14 protein-coding genes and 2 tRNA genes are annotated in these 16,331 nt (G+C 74.5%); 8 read left to right on the top strand and 8 right to left on the bottom strand.

From position 1 onward, the window contains the following. Positions 1 to 27: 27 nt before the first annotated feature. Together O2W15_RS00405 and O2W15_RS00400 are read right to left on the bottom strand one after the other, a co-directional pair. Positions 28 to 1,269, bottom strand: a complete 1,242-nt coding sequence (locus O2W15_RS00405; RefSeq protein ID WP_269177946.1) for a GNAT family N-acetyltransferase — start codon at positions 1,267 to 1,269, stop codon at positions 28 to 30. Positions 1,270 to 1,339: 70 nt separating this feature from the next. Continuing rightward, entirely contained in the window at positions 1,340 to 3,535 is a 2,196-nt protein-coding gene (locus O2W15_RS00400) for an MMPL family transporter (protein ID WP_269177945.1), read from the bottom strand. Positions 3,536 to 3,731: 196 nt separating this feature from the next. Between O2W15_RS00400 and O2W15_RS00395 the strand changes: the two genes are divergently transcribed. Next, the gene (locus O2W15_RS00395) at positions 3,732 to 4,079 is read left to right on the top strand and encodes an MmcQ/YjbR family DNA-binding protein (RefSeq protein ID WP_269161913.1); all 348 of its coding nucleotides are present in this window, start codon (positions 3,732 to 3,734) and stop codon (positions 4,077 to 4,079) included. A gap of 15 nt (positions 4,080 to 4,094) precedes the next feature. Here O2W15_RS00395 and O2W15_RS00390 read toward each other — a convergent pair whose 3' ends face one another. Further along, positions 4,095 to 4,766, bottom strand: coding sequence for a response regulator transcription factor (locus tag O2W15_RS00390; protein ID WP_269177944.1), 672 nt, complete (start codon positions 4,764 to 4,766; stop codon positions 4,095 to 4,097). Then, the gene (locus tag O2W15_RS00385; protein ID WP_269177943.1) at positions 4,757 to 6,082 is read right to left on the bottom strand and encodes a sensor histidine kinase; all 1,326 of its coding nucleotides are present in this window, start codon (positions 6,080 to 6,082) and stop codon (positions 4,757 to 4,759) included. Before O2W15_RS00385 ends, O2W15_RS00390 begins: the two co-directional genes overlap by 10 nt. Positions 6,083 to 6,343: 261 nt before the next feature. Here O2W15_RS00385 and O2W15_RS00380 point away from each other — a divergent pair, with 261 nt between their 5' ends. Both O2W15_RS00380 and O2W15_RS00375 read left to right on the top strand, forming a co-directional pair. Continuing rightward, entirely contained in the window at positions 6,344 to 8,131 is a 1,788-nt protein-coding gene (locus tag O2W15_RS00380) for a hypothetical protein (RefSeq protein ID WP_269177942.1), read from the top strand. Positions 8,132 to 8,238: 107 nt separating this feature from the next. Beyond that, positions 8,239 to 9,252, top strand: a complete 1,014-nt coding sequence (locus O2W15_RS00375) for a sigma-70 family RNA polymerase sigma factor (protein ID WP_269177941.1) — start codon at positions 8,239 to 8,241, stop codon at positions 9,250 to 9,252. 95 nt (positions 9,253 to 9,347) lie between these two features. Here O2W15_RS00375 and O2W15_RS00370 read toward each other — a convergent pair whose 3' ends face one another. Then, positions 9,348 to 10,025 (bottom strand): response regulator, encoded by a 678-nt coding sequence (locus O2W15_RS00370; RefSeq protein ID WP_269161916.1) that lies wholly within the window; start codon positions 10,023 to 10,025, stop codon positions 9,348 to 9,350. Further along, positions 10,022 to 11,308: a sensor histidine kinase gene (locus O2W15_RS00365; protein ID WP_269177940.1), complete on the bottom strand. Its 1,287-nt coding sequence runs from the start codon at positions 11,306 to 11,308 to the stop codon at positions 10,022 to 10,024. The genes O2W15_RS00370 and O2W15_RS00365 overlap by 4 nt, the downstream gene beginning before the upstream one ends. Positions 11,309 to 11,567: 259 nt before the next feature. Between O2W15_RS00365 and O2W15_RS00360 the strand changes: the two genes are divergently transcribed. The 3 genes from O2W15_RS00360 to O2W15_RS00350 are packed head-to-tail and all read left to right on the top strand — an operon-like array spanning position 11,568 to position 14,097. Then, positions 11,568 to 12,176: a DedA family protein gene (locus tag O2W15_RS00360; RefSeq protein ID WP_269177939.1), complete on the top strand. Its 609-nt coding sequence runs from the start codon at positions 11,568 to 11,570 to the stop codon at positions 12,174 to 12,176. After that, positions 12,173 to 13,381, top strand: a complete 1,209-nt coding sequence (locus tag O2W15_RS00355; protein WP_269177938.1) for a glycosyltransferase — start codon at positions 12,173 to 12,175, stop codon at positions 13,379 to 13,381. Before O2W15_RS00360 ends, O2W15_RS00355 begins: the two co-directional genes overlap by 4 nt. Continuing rightward, on the top strand, positions 13,378 to 14,097 hold the full coding sequence (locus O2W15_RS00350) for a DUF998 domain-containing protein (protein WP_269177937.1): 720 nt from the start codon (positions 13,378 to 13,380) through the stop codon (positions 14,095 to 14,097). The genes O2W15_RS00355 and O2W15_RS00350 overlap by 4 nt, the downstream gene beginning before the upstream one ends. Before the next feature lie 76 nt (positions 14,098 to 14,173). Here O2W15_RS00350 and O2W15_RS00345 read toward each other — a convergent pair whose 3' ends face one another. After that, a complete protein-coding gene (locus O2W15_RS00345) occupies positions 14,174 to 14,479 on the bottom strand; it encodes a hypothetical protein (protein WP_269177936.1) in 306 nt (101 codons plus the stop codon). An 11-nt stretch (positions 14,480 to 14,490) separates the two neighbouring features. Next, positions 14,491 to 14,564: transfer RNA gene (locus O2W15_RS00340), tRNA-Gly, on the bottom strand. Positions 14,565 to 14,640: 76 nt separating this feature from the next. Between O2W15_RS00340 and O2W15_RS00335 the strand changes: the two genes are divergently transcribed. Both O2W15_RS00335 and tig read left to right on the top strand, forming a co-directional pair. Further along, positions 14,641 to 14,714 (top strand) — tRNA-Pro (locus O2W15_RS00335). Between the two features lie 95 nt (positions 14,715 to 14,809). Then, positions 14,810 to 16,273: a trigger factor gene (tig, locus tag O2W15_RS00330; RefSeq protein ID WP_269177935.1), complete on the top strand. Its 1,464-nt coding sequence runs from the start codon at positions 14,810 to 14,812 to the stop codon at positions 16,271 to 16,273. Positions 16,274 to 16,331 lie beyond the last annotated feature (58 nt).

Raw genomic sequence — 16,331 nt, 5'->3', positions numbered from 1 at the left:
TCGCGGCGACACCCTGCAGCGGGTCCGTCAGAAGGAGTCGGGGCACCAGGGGGCGACCGGCCAGCCGAACGCCGTCGACGCCTGGGTCACCGCGCCCGGGCTGATCTCGGTCACCCGGCCGGCGGCCTGCAGGGAGGCGAGTGAGACACCGCCCAGGTAGGCCGCAGCCAGCGCTTCGACGTCCAGGACCAGGTCCGGGTCGCGGTCGGTGCGGTCACTGTAAGCACCGGCCGGGTGTCCCCAGACGTGCCAGCGCCCGTCGTTCCAGTCACAGGACCGATCGCGCACCTCGAAGACCATGTCCAGCGGGGCCGGGTACCGGCGGGCGGACAGCGCAGCGCCCACGTCGACCAGCCGCACCCAGAGCGTGTCGACCGGGCGGGCGTGCCAGGCCCGGCCGTCGACCAGCAGGTGCGGCAGCGCATCGTCGGCGGGGCCCTGCGGGTACTCGATCGTGCGCATCAGGTCGTGCGCGAGCAGGAAACGCCACAGCGCGGCGTACGCGGTCGGGCTGCTGGCCCGGACCTCCTCGACGGTCAGCGTGCCGTCGGGTTCGCTGGTGTCGGTCCAGGTGGCCCGCAGCCGGTAGCTGGCGAACCCGGTGACCGTCCCGTCGGCCTCGGTGTGCAGCGCCAGCTGGCGGGGCGGACCGCCGGCGGCGAGCTCGGCGGAGTCGTGCAGCCGTCGCTCCCACCACCGGTCGTCGCGGGCCATGTTCCCCGGCACGAACCGGCGCACCCGCTCGTGCAGCGCCGCGGCCGCCGGGCGGAACTCCTCGACCTCGACCAGCCGCACGGTGCCGGTGCCGCAGTCGACGTCCGGCCGCAGGTGCAGCCGCTCGGTCGACCCGGTCCAGCCGCCCCGCGAGGCGACCGGGGCGTACCCGAACCGACCGTAGATCGGCCACTCGGCGGCCCACAGTGCCGCCACCGGCTCGCGGCCGGCCGCGTGCACCTCGCGCAGCTGGCGTCGCATGACCGCCGTCAGCACCCCGCGTCGCCGGTGGGTGGGGGAGACGGTCACCCAGGTGACGCCGGCGGTCGGCACCACCGCCCCCGGCACGGTCATCTCCAGGCTGTAGATGCCGGCGGTGGCGGCCACCCGCTCGCCGTCGAACAGGGCGAGCGAGCGGTCCAGCTCGGCCGTCGGGGCCGGGGAGTCCATGTAGGGGCCGGCGTGGTCGTGGCCGAAGGTCGTGCGCATGCCGCGGACGAAGCGCGGCCACTCCTCGGCGGTGATCGGGCGGAGCTGGTCGGCGATGTCGGTCACGAGGCGTGTCTACCCGGCGGGACCGACGGTCGGCCAACCAGTTCCGGCCGTGCGCACCGCGCACCGGGCCTCAGTGGCTGCTGGCCGGCAGCCAGCCCAGCCACCGCGGCAGCCACCAGGTCCGCTCGCCCAGCACCGCCATCGCCGCCGGCAGCAGCACCCCGCGGACCACGGTGGCGTCGATCAGCACCGCGACCGCCAGGCCCACCCCCAGCTGCTTGAACTCCAGCATCGACAGCGTCGCGAAGATGCTGAACACCGCCACCATGACCACCGCGGCGCTGGTGACCACGCCGGCCGAGCGGGAGACCCCGGTGGTCACCGCAAGCCGCAGCGGGATGCCCGCCTGGGCCGCCTCGCGGACCCGGGAGACCACGAACACGTGGTAGTCCATCGACAGCCCGAAGAGAACCACGAACAGGAACAGCGGGATCCAGGAGACGATCGCCCCGGTGGAGGTGAAGCCGAGCAGGCCCTCGGCCCAGGTCGACTGGAAGACCAGCACCAGCACGCCGTAGGCGGCGCCCACCGACAGCAGGGTGAGGACGGCGGCGATCAGCGCCACCGCCAGCGACCGGAACGCCACGGTCAGCACGACGACGGTGAGCGCCAGCACGAACCCGATCACGATCGGCAGCCGCTGCGCCATCGTGTCGCCGAAGTCGACGTCCCCGGCGGTGGCCCCGGTGACGGCCGTCGCCGTGCCGGACACGGAACCGAGCGTGGCGGGCAGGAGGTCCTCACGCAGCTGGGTGAGCCCGGCCCGGGCCCCGTCGCTGCCGGCCGCACCGGCGCCCGCCACCGACAGCCGGGCGACCGTGCCGTCGGGGCTGACCTCGAGCTCGCCGGCCGCCGTGGCGTCCGGCAGCCGGGCGACCAGCTCGTCGGCAGCGTCCTGGACGGCGGGCACGTCGAGCCGCTGCTCGTCGGTGCGCCAGACGACGACCTGGTCGGTGCTGCCCTCCTGCGGGAAGGCCGTGGCGATGGCGTCGTAGGCCCGGACCACGTCGCTGTCCCGGGAGAGCGCGTCGATGCCGGGGTTGGAGGTGGCCATGCCGATCGCCGGCGCGGCCACCGCCAGCAGCGTGGCCACCCCCACCGCCAGCGAGGTCCGCGGCCGGGACACCACCCGCCGGACGACGGCCGACCAGACCCGGCTGTCGTCCGTGCGGCCCACCAGCCGGCCCAGCAGAGGGACCCGCGGCCGCTCGATGCCCCGCCCCAGCAGCGCCAGCGTCGCCGGCAGCACGGTCAGGGAGCCGATCACCGACACCAGCACCACGAGGATCGTGCCGGTCGCGAACGAGGTGAACACCGGGCTCCCGGCCAGGTACATGCCCGCCATCGCCACCGCGACGGCGAGGCCGGAGGTGAGCACGGCCCGCCCGGAGGTGGCCGCGGCCAGCTCGACGGCCAGCGCGGTGGGTGCGCCGTGGCGCCGTTCCTCCCGGGCCCGTCGGACGTAGAACAGCGCGTAGTCGACCCCGACGGCCATCCCGATCAGCAGCACGACGCTGGCGGTGCTGGCGTCGACCGGGGTCAGCTGGGACACCAGGGAGACCAGGCCCAGGGCGCCGCCCACGGCGGTGAGCCCCAGCAGCAGCGGCACTCCGGCGGCGAACAGGGCACCGAAGGCCACCAGCAGCACCACCAGGGTCACCGGCAGGCTGAGCAGCTCCGCGCGCAGGAAGTCCTCCTCCAGCTGCTCGCCGACGACGGCGTCCAGCGAGCTGCCGCCGGACTCGACGACCTGCAGCCCCGGGTGGTCGGCCTGCACCCCGGCGACCGCGTCGAGCACCGGCCGCACCGCATCGACGGCCGCATCGTCGGCGGCCGAGCCGGTGCGGTCCCCGACGTCGAGGGTGACCGGCACCAGCAGCGCCGTCCCGTCGGCGGAGGGGACCGGGTCACCGACGTCGGCCACCTCGTCGAGCCCGCTGACGGCGGCGGCGACGTCGGCGGCGGCCGCGGTGCCCTCGACGCCGATCCCCGAGCCGTCGCGGGTCTGCACGAGCACCTGCTCGGTCGGCGGGTCGGGGAACCCAGCCCCGTCCAGGACGACGTCGGCCCGGCCGGACTCACCGCTGCCGCTCTGCGCAGCGGTGAGCGTCTTGGTGCCCATGGCGCCGCCGATGACGACGGCCAGTGCGACGGCCAGCACCCAGAGCCCGAGCACGGTCCAGCGGTGGGTGGCGCTCCACCGGGCCACCCGGACGGCGAACCCGTCCCGCGGGGGAGGTGGCGCGGTGGCGGGCAGGGTGGTCATCACGGGGACGCTCACGATGGGGCCTTCCAGCTCGGGCGCCGCAGAGGTGCGGCGTCGCTGGACCGAGCCTCGCGGCCCGAGATGATCATGTCGTTGCTGCTGGCCCCCCGAATGAGGTCGGGCTGGCACCATCTCGGTTGGCCGGTCAGCCCGACGAGGGCTGCGTCCTGTCGGTGGCCGGTGGCACCCTGCCGCCATGGCAGCGACTTCCGACGACGTCCGGACGATCGCTCTGGCCCTGCCGGAGGCCACCGAGCGCCCGGCGTGGGACATGGCCTGCCTGCGGGTACGCGACAAGGTCTTCGCGTCGATGCCGCCGGCGGAGGAGTGGGTCGCGATCCGGCTGGCGCCCGGGGAGAACGCCGAGCTGGCTGCCGAGCGGCCGGGGGTGTTCTCGGTGCCGCACCACTACCGCAACAGCAGCATGGTGGTCGTCCAGCTCGCGGCGGTGGACCGGGCAGAGCTGGCCGAGCTGCTCACCGAGGCGTGGCGGCTGCGGGCACCGGCCCGGCTGCGGGCGGCCTTCGACGCCGCTGCCGGCTGAACCGGTGCGCCCCGCTCAGCTGCGCAGGTAGGCCAGGGTCGCCATCACCCGGCGGTGCTGGTCGTCGTCCTGGCTCAGGCCGAGCTTGGCGAAGATGTGCTGGGTGTGCTTCTCCACGGCCCCTTGGGTGACGACCAGCTCGCGGGCGATCGCGGCGTTGGAGTGGCCCTCGGCGATCAGCCCCAGCACCTCCCGCTCGCGGGGGGAGAGCGAGCGCACCGGGTCGTCCCGCCGGCGCCGGGCGAACAGCTGGGCGACGACCTGCGGGTCGAGCACCGTGCCGCCGGCCACGACGTCGTCCAGGGCGGTGAGGAACTGGTCCACCTGCGCGACCCGGTCCTTGAGCAGGTAGCCGACCCCGCCGGCGCCGTCGGCGAGCAGCTCGTCGGCGTAGGCCACCTCCACGTACTGGGAGAGCACCAGCACCGCAGTCCTCGGGACGGCGCGGCGCGCCTCGACCGCGGCCCGCAGCCCCTCGTCGGTGTGGGTCGGGGGCATCCGGACGTCGACGACGGCGACGTCCGGCCGGTGCTCGACGACGGCCCGCACCAGTGACGGCCCGTCGGCGACGGCGGCCACCACCTCGGTGCCCGCCTCGCCGAGCAACCGGACGAGGCCCTCACGGAGCAGCACCGAGTCCTCGGCCAGCACGACCCGCATCCGGGGGCCGCCCCCGGTCACCGGCACGGCAGCTCGCCGATCAGCCGGGTCGGCCCGCCCCGCGGGCTGTCCACGGTCAGCACCCCGTCGACCGCGCGCAGCCGATCGGTCAGCCCGGCCAGCCCGTGGCCGGGAGCCAGCACGGCACCGCCGCGGCCGTCGTCCTCGACCACCACCCGGAGCCGGTCGGCCTCGCAGACCACCGTCACCCGGCTCACCGTCGCCTCGCTGTGCTTGGCGACGTTCGCCAGCGCCTCGCTCACCAGGAAGTACGCGGAGTTCTCCACGGCCGGTGCCAGCCGCTGTCCCGGGGGGAGGGCGATGGCCAGCTCGACCGGCACGGGGGAGCGGGCGGCGAGGGCGGCGAGCGCGGCGGCCAGGCCGCGGTCGGCCAGCACCGGTGGGGCGATCCCGCGGGACAGCGCCCGCAGCTCCTCCAGCGTCTCCCTGGTCTGCGCCGCCGCCTCCTCCAGCGTCGCGCGGGCGCCGTCCGGGTCGCTGTCGACCATCCGGCGGGCCCGGTGCAGGTCCATGCTGAGCCGGACGAGCCGCTGCTGGGGGCCGTCGTGGATGTCCCGCTCCAGCCGGCGCAGGGCGACGGCCTCGGCCGCCACCGCGGCGTCCCGGCCCTCCGACAGCCGGCCGATCTCGGCCTGGGTGGCGGCCCGGGAGGTCAACAAGACCCGGCCGAGCTGCGCCTCGGCGATGGCGCACCCCCGGACGACAGCCGGCAGGGTGAGGGCGAACAGCACCCCGATCGCGGTGTAGAGCAGCACCCGGTTGGTGGAGGTGTCGGCCAGCCCGATCAGCTCGGGCAACGTGTAGTTCTCCGCCTGCCCCGACTCGTCGTAGGGGATCGACCAGTCCCACGTCATGGAGGTCAGACCGGCCAGTGCCATCGCCCACCAGACGATCGTCACGACGAAGACCGGGATCGACACGGTCATGTGCAGCACAGCGTGCAGGACGTCGAGCCAGGACTGGGGGTCGCGCAGCGGGGTGATCAGGCGGCGCAGCAGCGGGGCACCCGGCTGCGTGCGCCGGTAGACCGGCCGGGGCAGTTCCCTCCGCAGGACGTCGGGCAGTTGCCTCCGCTCCAATGTCGCGAAGGCGCGGGCGACCAGCAGGGCCAGCACCAGGACCAGGAGCCCGATCCAGATGCCCAGGGTGACCACCCCGACGGTCAGCAGCGTGACCACCAGGACGAACGCGAGGATCGACAACCAGAAGTTGACCAGCACGTACCCGGTGTCCATGCCGAGCTGGCGCCACCAGCCGCGCCGGGGCTCGTGCGCCACGGCCTGGCCGGCCCGGGCGGGCAGTTCGGCGGTGGTCGTCGTCATGCGGACCAGCCTGACCTGCGGTGACGCGCCGCCCCAGCCCGCTGGCTGGCCGGTAGGGACTCGGGCTGGCCCGACCTGTGCGCGCTCATCTCAGGCGCAGATGCTCCCGGCCCGCCCCGGCCGTGTCCAGGACGCCGACCCGAGCAGCGGGTTTCGCGCCGACGGCGGACGCATCTACTGTCGGGGTGCCCCCGACCGTGTTCGTGCCCGCCCGCCCCGGGACCCCGGCTCCCTGGTGGCCGCGGGCACAGGAAGTAGCCGATGCGCCGCACCGCAGTCCTCCCTCGTCCCGCTCGCGGTCCCGCCGTCCCGGCGCTCGCCCTGGTCACCGCGCTGGTGCTCGCCGGGTGCACCGGCTCGGACGACGGGGACTCCGGCGGCTCGGCCGACTCGGGTGGCTCGGACGACCCCGCCGTCGCCGGGGCCGTGACCACGGCTCCGGATGCGGCGCGCACGCTCGTGCCCGACGCCGACCCGGTGGCCGCCGCCGTCTCGACCAGCCGGGCGCTGTACGAGAGCTCGGACGTGGCCGTCGTCGCCGGTGGCGGTGATGCAGACGCAGAGCTGCTGGGCGCGGTGGCGGCGGTGGGTCTCGGTGTGCCCCTGCTGCTGGGCTCCGACGACCCCGCCGACGTGCTCGGGGCGGAGCTGGACCGCCTCGGCGTGCAGACCGTGCTCGCCGTCGGCGACGACGCCGCCGACCTGGTCCCGGGTGGCTCGGACGACGTGGACGTCGTGGCCGTCCCCGCCGACGCCGAGGCGCTGGCGGAGGCGACCGGCCTGGACCTCGCCGAGCCCACGACCGTGCCGGACGCGGAGCGGGCGACTGCGGTGGCCGGGCTGGCGCCGGACGCGCTGCCGGTCCTGACGGCGGAGGCTCCGCCGGCCCCGGCGAGCCCCACCGAGACGGCGGCGGAAGGCTCGGAGACCGAGTCCGAGGCGTCGGAGACCGAGTCCGAGGCGTCCGAGTCCGAGCCGGCGGAGCCGACGGGGGAGCTGCCCGAGGTGCAGCGCCCCGAGCCGCTGGAGGACGTGGTGGTCCTCGCGAGCGGGGACGCGCAGTCGCTGGCGGGGATCGCGACGGCCCGGGCCGCCGGTGCCGAGGTGCTGCTCACCGGCGGGGTGGTCGACCCGCGTGTGTCGGCGGAGGTCGTCGAGCGCCTCGCCGCCGAGCCCACGGTCGTCGTGCTGGGTGCTGACCTGGCCGGGGCGCCGGGGATCGAGTGGAAGCTGGACACCGTGGCCACCGGCACGCAGCTGCCCGGCGGTGGTCAGCTGCTGTTCCCCGAGCACACGCTGATCGCCCTCTACGGCGTCCCCGGCAGCGGTGCCCTGGGCCTGCTGGGCGAGCAGGACCTGCCCGGTGCCATCGCGCGGGCACAGCAGTACGCCGACGAGTACCGGCCGCTGGTGGACAACACCGTCGTCCCGACGTTCGAGATCATCGCCACGGTGGCCTCGGCCTCGGCCGGCCCGGACGGCAACTACTCCGCCGAGCAGGACGTCGAGACGCTGCGCCCCTGGGTCGAGGCCGCCGGTGAGGCCGGCCTGTACGTGGTGCTGGACCTGCAGCCGGGCCGCACCGACTTCCTCACCCAGGCCAAGCAGTACCAGTCGCTGCTCGAGCTGCCCTACGTCGGCCTGGCGCTGGACCCGGAGTGGCGGCTGAAGCCGGGTGAGGTGCACCTGCGCCAGATCGGCCAGGTGGACATCGACGAGGTCAACCAGGTGGTGACCTGGCTGGCCGACCTGGTTCGGGAGAACGCCCTGCCGCAGAAGCTGCTGGTGCTGCACCAGTTCCAGGTGCGGATGATCGTCGACCGCGAGCGGCTGGACACCTCCCGCGACGAGCTGGCGATCCTGGTGCACGTCGACGGCCAGGGCTCGCAGCCGGCCAAGCAGACCACCTGGGAGGTGCTGCACCGCGGCGCCCCGGAGCCGCTGTACTGGGGTTGGAAGAACTTCATCGACGAGGACGAGCCGATGATCTCCCCCCAGGAGACCATCGAGACGGTGCAGCCGACCCCGGAACTGGTCACCTACCAGTAGCCCGACTCCTTCACTCTGTCGTAGCCCTCGGGCAGGATCGGCCGGGACGTCGCAGCGCGCCTCGTCCGGGGCCCACCAGGCGACGACGGAGAGCAGGAGTGCTTGCGATGACCGGTGTCGTCACCGAGCGGCCGGGCGCTAGCCCGGCCGCCGCGCTGGAGCCGCGGCTGGCCGAGCACCGGCGCGAGCTCACCGGGTACTGCTACCGGATGCTCGGGTCGTCCTTCGACGCGGAGGACGCGGTCCAGGAGACGATGGTCCGGGCCTGGCGGTCGCTGGACCGGTTGCAGGGCAGCGGTGCACTGCGCTCCTGGCTGTACCGGATCGCCACCAACGTCTGTCTCGACGCCCTCGACGGCCGCAAGCGCCGGGCGCTCCCGGTCGACCTGTCCGACGAGTCCTCGGCCCCCGTGCCCGCGTCGTTGGCCGGGGTGCTGGCCGACGGCGCGTGGGTCGAGCCGGCGCTGGACCGCAACGTCCTCCCCGTCGGGGGCGACCCGGCCGACATCGCCGTGCAGAAGGAGTCGGTGCGGCTGGCCTTCGTCGCCGCGCTGCAGCTGCTGCCGCCGCGGCAGCGGGCCGTGCTGATCCTGCGGGACGTGCTGCGCTGGAAGGCCGACGAGGTGGCGGCGCTGCTCGAGACCTCCGTCGCGGCCGCCAACAGTGCGCTGCAGCGTGCCCGCGCCACGCTCGCCGCGGCCCAGGCCCGGGAGAAGGCCCCCGACCGGGACGTCGCCGCCCCGGACGCCGAGCTGCTGGCCCGCTACCTGGACGCCTTCCTGCGCTACGACATCGAGGCCCTCGTCGCCCTGCTGCACGAGGACGCCGTGATGGACATGCCCCCTTACGCGATGTGGCTGCGCAGCGCCGCGGACATCGGCACCTGGTTCGCCGGCCCCGGCGCGGAGTGCCGCGGCTCGCACGTGGTGCCGCTGGAGCTCAACGGGAACCCGGCCTTCGCCCAGTGGCGGCCCAACGGGCCGGACGGCGCGCACCGGCCGTGGGCCGTGCACGCGCTGACCATGGCCGACGGGCGGATCACCCGGATGACGGCGTTCCTCGACACCCGGTTGTTCGACCTCTTCGGCCTGCCGCACGACCCGGCCGTCGCCGACCGGTGAACCCGGCGGACGACGTCGTCCTCGTGGTCGACGAGGACTGAGCGGATGGGCCGGCTCCGGTACGCGGTGACCTGCTGCGACGGCGCGCCACCAGCTCAGCGGTCCGGGTCTCCGGGGCGGACCAGCCCGTTCTCGTAGCCGTAGACCACTGCCTGCACACGGTCGCGGAGGTGCAGTTTCTGCAGCACCCGGCTCACGTGGCTCTTGGTCGTCTGCTCGGCGATGAACAGCTCTGCGGCGATCTCGGCGTTGGAATGCCCGCCCGCCATCAGGGTCAGGACCTCCCGCTCCCGCTCGGTCAGCCCGTTCATCGCCGGGTCGGGCGGTCGGGCGGTGATGCGGGCGTCGACGAACTGCTCGATCAGCCGGCGGGTCACCCCCGGCGCCAGGAGGGCCTCACCGCCGGCGACCACGCGGATCGCCCGCAGGACCTCCTCGGGTTCGCTGTCCTTGAGCAGGAAGCCGCTGGCGCCGGCCTGGAGCGCGGCGTAGACGTAGTCGTCGAGGTCGAAGGTGGTCAGCACCACGACCCGCGGCCGGTGGCTGTTCGGCTGGTCTGCGGCGAGCATGCGCCGCGTCGCCTCGAGCCCGTCGAGGACGGGCATCCGCACGTCCATCAGCACGACGTCGGGGCGCAGGCTCCGGGCCGCCGCGAGCGCCCGTTCCCCGTTCTCCGCCTCGCCGACGACGGTCATGTCCTCCTGGGCGTCGACGACGGAGCGGATGCCCAGCCGGATCATCGACTGGTCGTCGACGACGAGCACGCGGATCACGGAGCAGCCCCTGGTCCGGCCGCCACGCCGTGGTCGGGCAGGTCGGTCGCGACGGGGACCTCCGCCGCCAGCGGCAGGTGGGCGTCCACCTGCCATCCGCCACCGGGTACGGGGCCCGCGCTCGACCAGCCCCCCAGCAGCGCTGCGCGTTCGCGGATGCCGATCAGCCCGTGGCGAGCCCGGGTGGGGTCGCGGAGGTCCATGCCCGGACCGGGCGGAGCGACCGGGGAGGCGGTCGGTGGGTTGGTGACCGTCAGCTCGATCGCGTGTCCCTCCGGTGCGAGCCTGACGTCGACCGTCGCCGACGCACCCGGGGCATGCCGGACGACGTTGCTCAGCGCCTCCTGGACCACCCGGTACGCCGCCGCCTGCACGATCTCCGGGACCTCCCGGGTCGCCAACGCCGGGTCCACTGTCAGCCGGCCCGCCGTTCCGCCGCGCGCCGTCCCGGCGATCAGCTCGGGCAGGTCGGCCAGTGTCGCGGTCGGCGTGACCGGGGCGTTCGCCCCGTCGTCCCGCAGCACGCCGAGCAGCTGGCGCATCTCCGCCATGGCGGCCTTGGCCGAACCCGCGATCTGCTGCAGCTCGGCGGCCGCCTCCGGGCCCAGGTCGGGGAGCCGGAAGCGTGCGGTGCTGGCCTGCATGTGCACGACCGACATCGTGTGCGCCACCACGTCGTGCAGCTCCCGGGCGATCCGGGTGCGCTCCTCCACCAGTGCCCGCCGGGCCTGCTCGACCGCCACGTCCCGCTGGGCCGCCGACAGCTCGCCGGCCAGCCGGGACCGCTGCTGCCACACCGACCCGGCCACCAGCACGAGCAGGGCGCTGGCCGCGTAGACCGCGACGGTGATGTCGCCGGCGGTCTCGCTGCCCCACTCCACCACCTGGGCGGCCATCAGGAGGGCGAGGCCCAGGAGCGAGGCTCCCCAGACCAGGGCAGCGAGCCGCCAGCCGCGGGAGACCGCCAGCAGCCCGACGTGCGCCACGAGGAGCAGGACACCGGGGATGGTGAGCGGCCAGGCCTGCCCGTCGACGGGGTCGAGCGCCAGGGCGGTGGCCGCCGCCGCCACGAACTGGACGGCGGTGGCGAGCAGTGGACGGCGCAACGCCAGCGGGAGCGCGAGGCCCTGCGGCAGGTGGATCAGCAGCGCGGCGGTGAACGGCAGCCCGTAGATGCCCGTGGTGGTCGGCAGCTGCAGGAGGACCAGCAGGATCCCGGCGATCGCCGTGCCGGCCGTCCAGGACCTCGCCGGGGCACGGTCGTCCGGCCGGGTCACCGCCATCCGTCCTCCACCTGCCACTTCTCCGCCGTCCGGACGGGCACCCGCCCGCCGGCGATCCCTCCCGCGGGCTCGCCTGCATGCACGCTAGAGCGTCGCGCAGGGATTGTCGTCCCTCTCCCGAGCGGGGGGACCCCCTACCGCGGTACGGGTCCGCGCCCCTGGTGCAGCCACCGCGGAGCCATGCCGAACAGCTCCGCAGGCCGACGACCACGGCGTCCTCGCCGTCCTAGCTTCTCCTCGCCGCCGGACGGTCCGGCGGTTGATCCGCCCCGTTGCCCGGGGCGGGTCGGGAGGGAGCAGCGACCAGGTGCAGCCCTATCTCGTCCTGGCGCTGCTGATGCTGCTGGAGGGACCGGCCACCACGGTGGCGGCCGGTTCGATGGTCGGCGCCGGTGTGTTGGCGCTGCTGCCCGTGTGGCTGCTGGCCGTCTCCGCCGACGTCGTCGGCGACAGCCTGCTGTTCGTCCTCGGCCGGAGCGGGCGGCACGGGCGCATGCTCCCGCTGCTCGCGCGGCTCGGTGTCTCCGGAGCCCGCGCCGCGCGGCTCCGGAAGGACGTGCGTCGACGCCTCCCTCGCGTGGTGGTCGGCGCGAAGCTGGTCGACATCGGCGCCGTCCCGGCGTTCCTGGCCGCCGGTCTGGCCGGCGTCCCCTACCGCCGCTTCGTCGGCTGGGTCGCGTTCACCAGCTCCGCGCGAGCGGCCGTGCTGGTCGCCCTCGGCCTGCTGGCGGGTCCGCACATCTCGGGGATCGCCAGCTCGCCCTGGGCCTTCGTCTCGCTCAGCGCGGCCCTGGGTGTCGGTGTGCTCGCCGTCTCGCTCGTCGCCAAGAGGTTGTTCTCCCTACGGACTCGAGGAGTTCCCCAGTGAAGATCCTGATCGCCGCCGACACCTATGCGCCCGACGTCAACGGCGCGTCCTACTTCGCCCAACGGCTGGCCGCCGGCCTGGCCACCGAGCACGAGGTGCACGTGCTCGCCCCGTCCCGGAGCCATCACAGCACCTCCGCGCAGGCCACCGGAGGCGTCACCGAGCACCGGGTGCGTTCCCTGCCGGTGCTCGTCCGCCGCGGCTTCCGGATCTGCCCGCCCGCCGGGTTGCAACGCCGCGTCCGAGCAGTGCTCCGGACGGTGCGACCGGACGTGGTGCACGTCCAGAGCCACTTCCTGGTGGGACGGGCGGTGCTCCGTGCGGCGCGCGCGCTGGGCATCCCCGTGGTCGCCACCAACCACTTCATGCCGGAGAACCTGCTGCACTACGTGCCCGGTGGCGCCGCCGTCCGGCGCCGGGCGCACCAGTGGGCGTGGCGGGACGCCGCCGGCGTGCTCGCCCTCGCCGACGTGGTCACCAGCCCCACGCCGTTCGCCGCGGCGTTGGCCGAGTCGGCCGGTGTCCCCGGGCCGGTGCTGCCGATCTCCTGCGGGCTGGACCTGGACCGCTTCACCCCCGGGCGCGACGGTGCCCGGTTCCGCCGCAGGTACGGACTGCCCTCCGTCCCGGTCCTGGCCTCCGTCGGCCGGCTGGACCCGGAGAAGAACGTGCACGAGCTCATCGAGGCGCTCGCCCTGGTCCGGGCGCGGTCGGACCTCCACCTGCTCGTCGTCGGGGACGGTTCAGAGCGCACCAGGCTCGAGGCGCTGGCCGCCGAGCGGGGCGTGGCGGGTGCGGTGACCTTCACCGGCGTCCTGAGCGACGCCGAGCTGCCCGACGCCTACGCGGCCGCGGACTTCTTCGGCATGGCCGGCACCGCTGAGCTGCAGAGCCTGGTGACCCTGGAGGCGATGGCCACCGGGCTGCCGGTGCTGGGCGTCGACGCCGGTGCGCTGCCGCACCTGGTGCACCACGGGCGGACCGGCTGGCTCTACCGGCACGGCGACGTCGAGGAGCTCGCCGAGCGGCTGACCGCCCTGCTGGACGACCCGGCGTCCGCCCGGCGGATGGGCCGGCGCGCCCGGGCCGTCGCCGCAGAGCACGACCTGGGCGCCACGCTCAGCGCGTTCGTCGGCCTCTACGACGCCTGCCTCCGCTCCCGCACGGCGGACCAGCCCCGCCGCGATGTCCTGGTGCCGACATGACCGCGCTCTCGGCGCCGCCGCGACCCGGGCCGGCGACGGCCGTCGCGGCGGACGTCCACCCGGCGCCGGGAACCAGCAGCCGGTCCGCGCCGTGGTTGCCGGTCGTCCTGCTCGGGGTGGCCGTCGCCGTCCTGGCCGGGATCGGCACCGACGTCGTCGGCGGCGACACCCTCGACGGCATGCTCAGCGACGCCGTGCACCGGCCCGCCGGCGGCTGGTGGCTCGCGGGGTGCATGGTGGGGCTGGAGATCGCGGCGGCCGGTACGGCCCTCGGGGTGCACCGCCGCCTCCCGGCCGGTGCCGGGCGGACCGCGGTGCTCGGACTGCTGGCCCTGTGGTCGGTCGGCCTCGCCGCGGTGGCCGCGTTCCCCACCGACCTGCCCGGGCTCGACACGACGGCGTGGGGACGGGTGCACCAGGTGGCGGCCGGCGTGGCGATGGTGGTGCCGCCGGTCGTCGGGCTCCTGGTCGCGGCGACCTGTTCGCCCCCGGCTCGCCGCGCCCTGCGCGGTGCGGCGGTCGGCCTCGGCGGGCTGGGCGTGTCCTTCCTGGCCCTGCACGTCCCCGTCGTGTTCGCGGGCGCCGATCCGATGCCGGGCATCGGGCTGGTCGAGCGGCTGCTGCTGGCCGGCACGGCGGCCACGGCGGTGCTCGTCGCCGCGGGCCTGGCCGGTGTCGAGGATTCGCCGCCCTCTGCCGAGGGAGGTCTCCGGTGACCTGGCCGACCGACCTGATGGACACCGTCCTGGGCTCCCTCTGGGTGTACCTGGCCATCGTCTGAAGTGACGCCTGTCAGGCGGACACCTCGTTTCGTGTCAGGCCCCGGACGGGTGCACCGGGTGTGTGTCGGGCGACGTCGGCGAGGCCCTGCTGGACGGTGCGGTAGGCCGACAGGCCCAGCGCCGCGGGCACCTCGGGCAGGTGCAGTTCCCACTGCAGGCCGGCGCCGGCGGCCTGCGCCGCGCGCAGCAGGACCTCGAGATCGCCCAGGCCGGGTTGCGGTGCCCGCTCGGCGCCGTCGTCACGCGGCGGGCGCTGGCTCGGGGCGACCTGGGTCGGCGCCCGCTGCGTCCACTGGGTTCGGCCAGGTGAGGCCAACAGGGCGAGTGTGGAGCGGGTGACCGGGATCGAACCGGCATGGCCAGCTTGGAAGGCTGGGGCTCTACCATTGAGCTACACCCGCATGCGTACCGCGGCAGCCTAACTCGTGCCCACGCGGCGGTGTCCGCAGGCCGTCGGCCTAGACTCGCCGGTGGCCACGGGGTGTAGCGCAGCTTGGTAGCGCACCTGCTTTGGGAGCAGGGGGCCGCAGGTTCAAATCCTGTCACCCCGACACCGCCGCGAGGTCTGGAAGACTCGCGGGCACGATCGGCCGCCGTCCCCACGGAGGCCGCGCCCACCCCCGTCGTACCTGAGGAGCACGCCGCTGTGAAGAGCACCATCGAGAACCTGGGCCCGACCCGGGTCCGGCTCGCGATCGAGGTGCCGTGGAGCGACCTGGACCACGCCTTCGGTGAGGTCTACAAGGAGCTGGGCAAGCAGGTGCGCGTTCCCGGCTTCCGCCCCGGCAAGGTCCCCAACCGGGTCCTCGACCAGCGCATCGGCCGCCCGGTCGTGCTCGAGCAGGTCGTCCAGCACGCCGTCCCGGAGGTCTACTCCGAGGCGATCCGGGAGAACCAGGTCCGCGTCATCAGCCAGCCCGACGTCGAGGTCACCCGCCTCGACGACGGCGAGGCCCTCGCCTTCACCGCCGAGGTCGACGTCGCCCCCACCCTCGAGCTGCCCCCGCTGGACTCCCTGGCGGTGACCGTCGACGACGTCGAGGTCACCGACGAGGAGATCGACCAGCAGGTCACGATGATGCGGGAGCGCTTCTCCACCCTCTCCGGTGTCGAGCGCGCGGCCGAGGACGGCGACTTCGTCTCCATCGACCTGGAGGCCACGCTCAACGGTGAGGTGCTCGAGGACGGCAGCACCACCGGCATGTCCTACGAGGTCGGCTCGGGCAACCTGATGCAGGGCCTGGACGAGGCCGTGCGCGGGCTGTCCGCCGACGAGAGCGCCACCTTCTCCACGGCCCTCCTCGCCGGCGACCAGGCCGGTGAGATGGCCGACGTGACCGTCACCGTCCGGTCGGTCAAGGCCAAGGAGCTGCCGGAGCTGGACGACGAGTTCGCCTCGGTCGCCAGCGAGTTCGACACCCTGGCCGAGCTGCGCGAGGACGTCCGCACCCGGCTGGCCCGCACCAAGGTGCTGCAGCAGGGCGGGCAGGCCCGCGACAAGCTGGTCGAGCACCTGCTCGAGACCATCGAGGTCCCGGTCCCGGAGAAGCTGGTCGAGCAGGAGCTCAGCTGGCGCACCCAGGCCATGGAGCGCGAACTCCAGCAGGCCGGCATGGACTGGGACGCCTACTTCTCGATGGCCGAGGTCGAGAGCCGCGAGGCCTACGACGCCGAGATGCGCGAGAACGTCGAGAAGGCGGTCAAGACGCAGTTCGTGCTCGACTCGATCGCCGACGCCCGCGAGGTCACCGTCGACAACGAGGACCTCTCCGCGCAGATCATGGCCCAGGCCCAGCGCAACCGGGTCAGCCCCGAGCAGTACGCCCAGCAGCTCCAGCAGGGCAACAACATCGCCGAGTTCGTCGCCGACGTGCGGCGTACCAAGGCGCTGGCCCAGCTGCTGGAGGAGACGACGATCACCGACGAGTCGGGCAACGTCGTCGACCTGGAGGCGCTGCGTCCCCGCACCGTCGCCGCCGACTCGGCCGACGCCGAGGACGATGCTGCTGAGGCCGCCGAGGACGATGCTGCTGAGGCCGCCGAGGCCGAGGCCGTCGAGTCCGACGCGGTCGAGGAGACCGACACCGAGGAGACGGCCGGCAAGGCCTGACCCACCGCGACACCCTGCGCCGCCCGTACCCCGTTGGGTACGGGCGGCGCTGTCGTTC

This window comes from Modestobacter sp. VKM Ac-2979 (assembly GCF_026967995.1).
In the GTDB taxonomy this organism is placed as follows: domain Bacteria; phylum Actinomycetota; class Actinomycetes; order Mycobacteriales; family Geodermatophilaceae; genus Modestobacter.
This window is presented reverse-complemented; position numbering and strand designations above follow the sequence as displayed.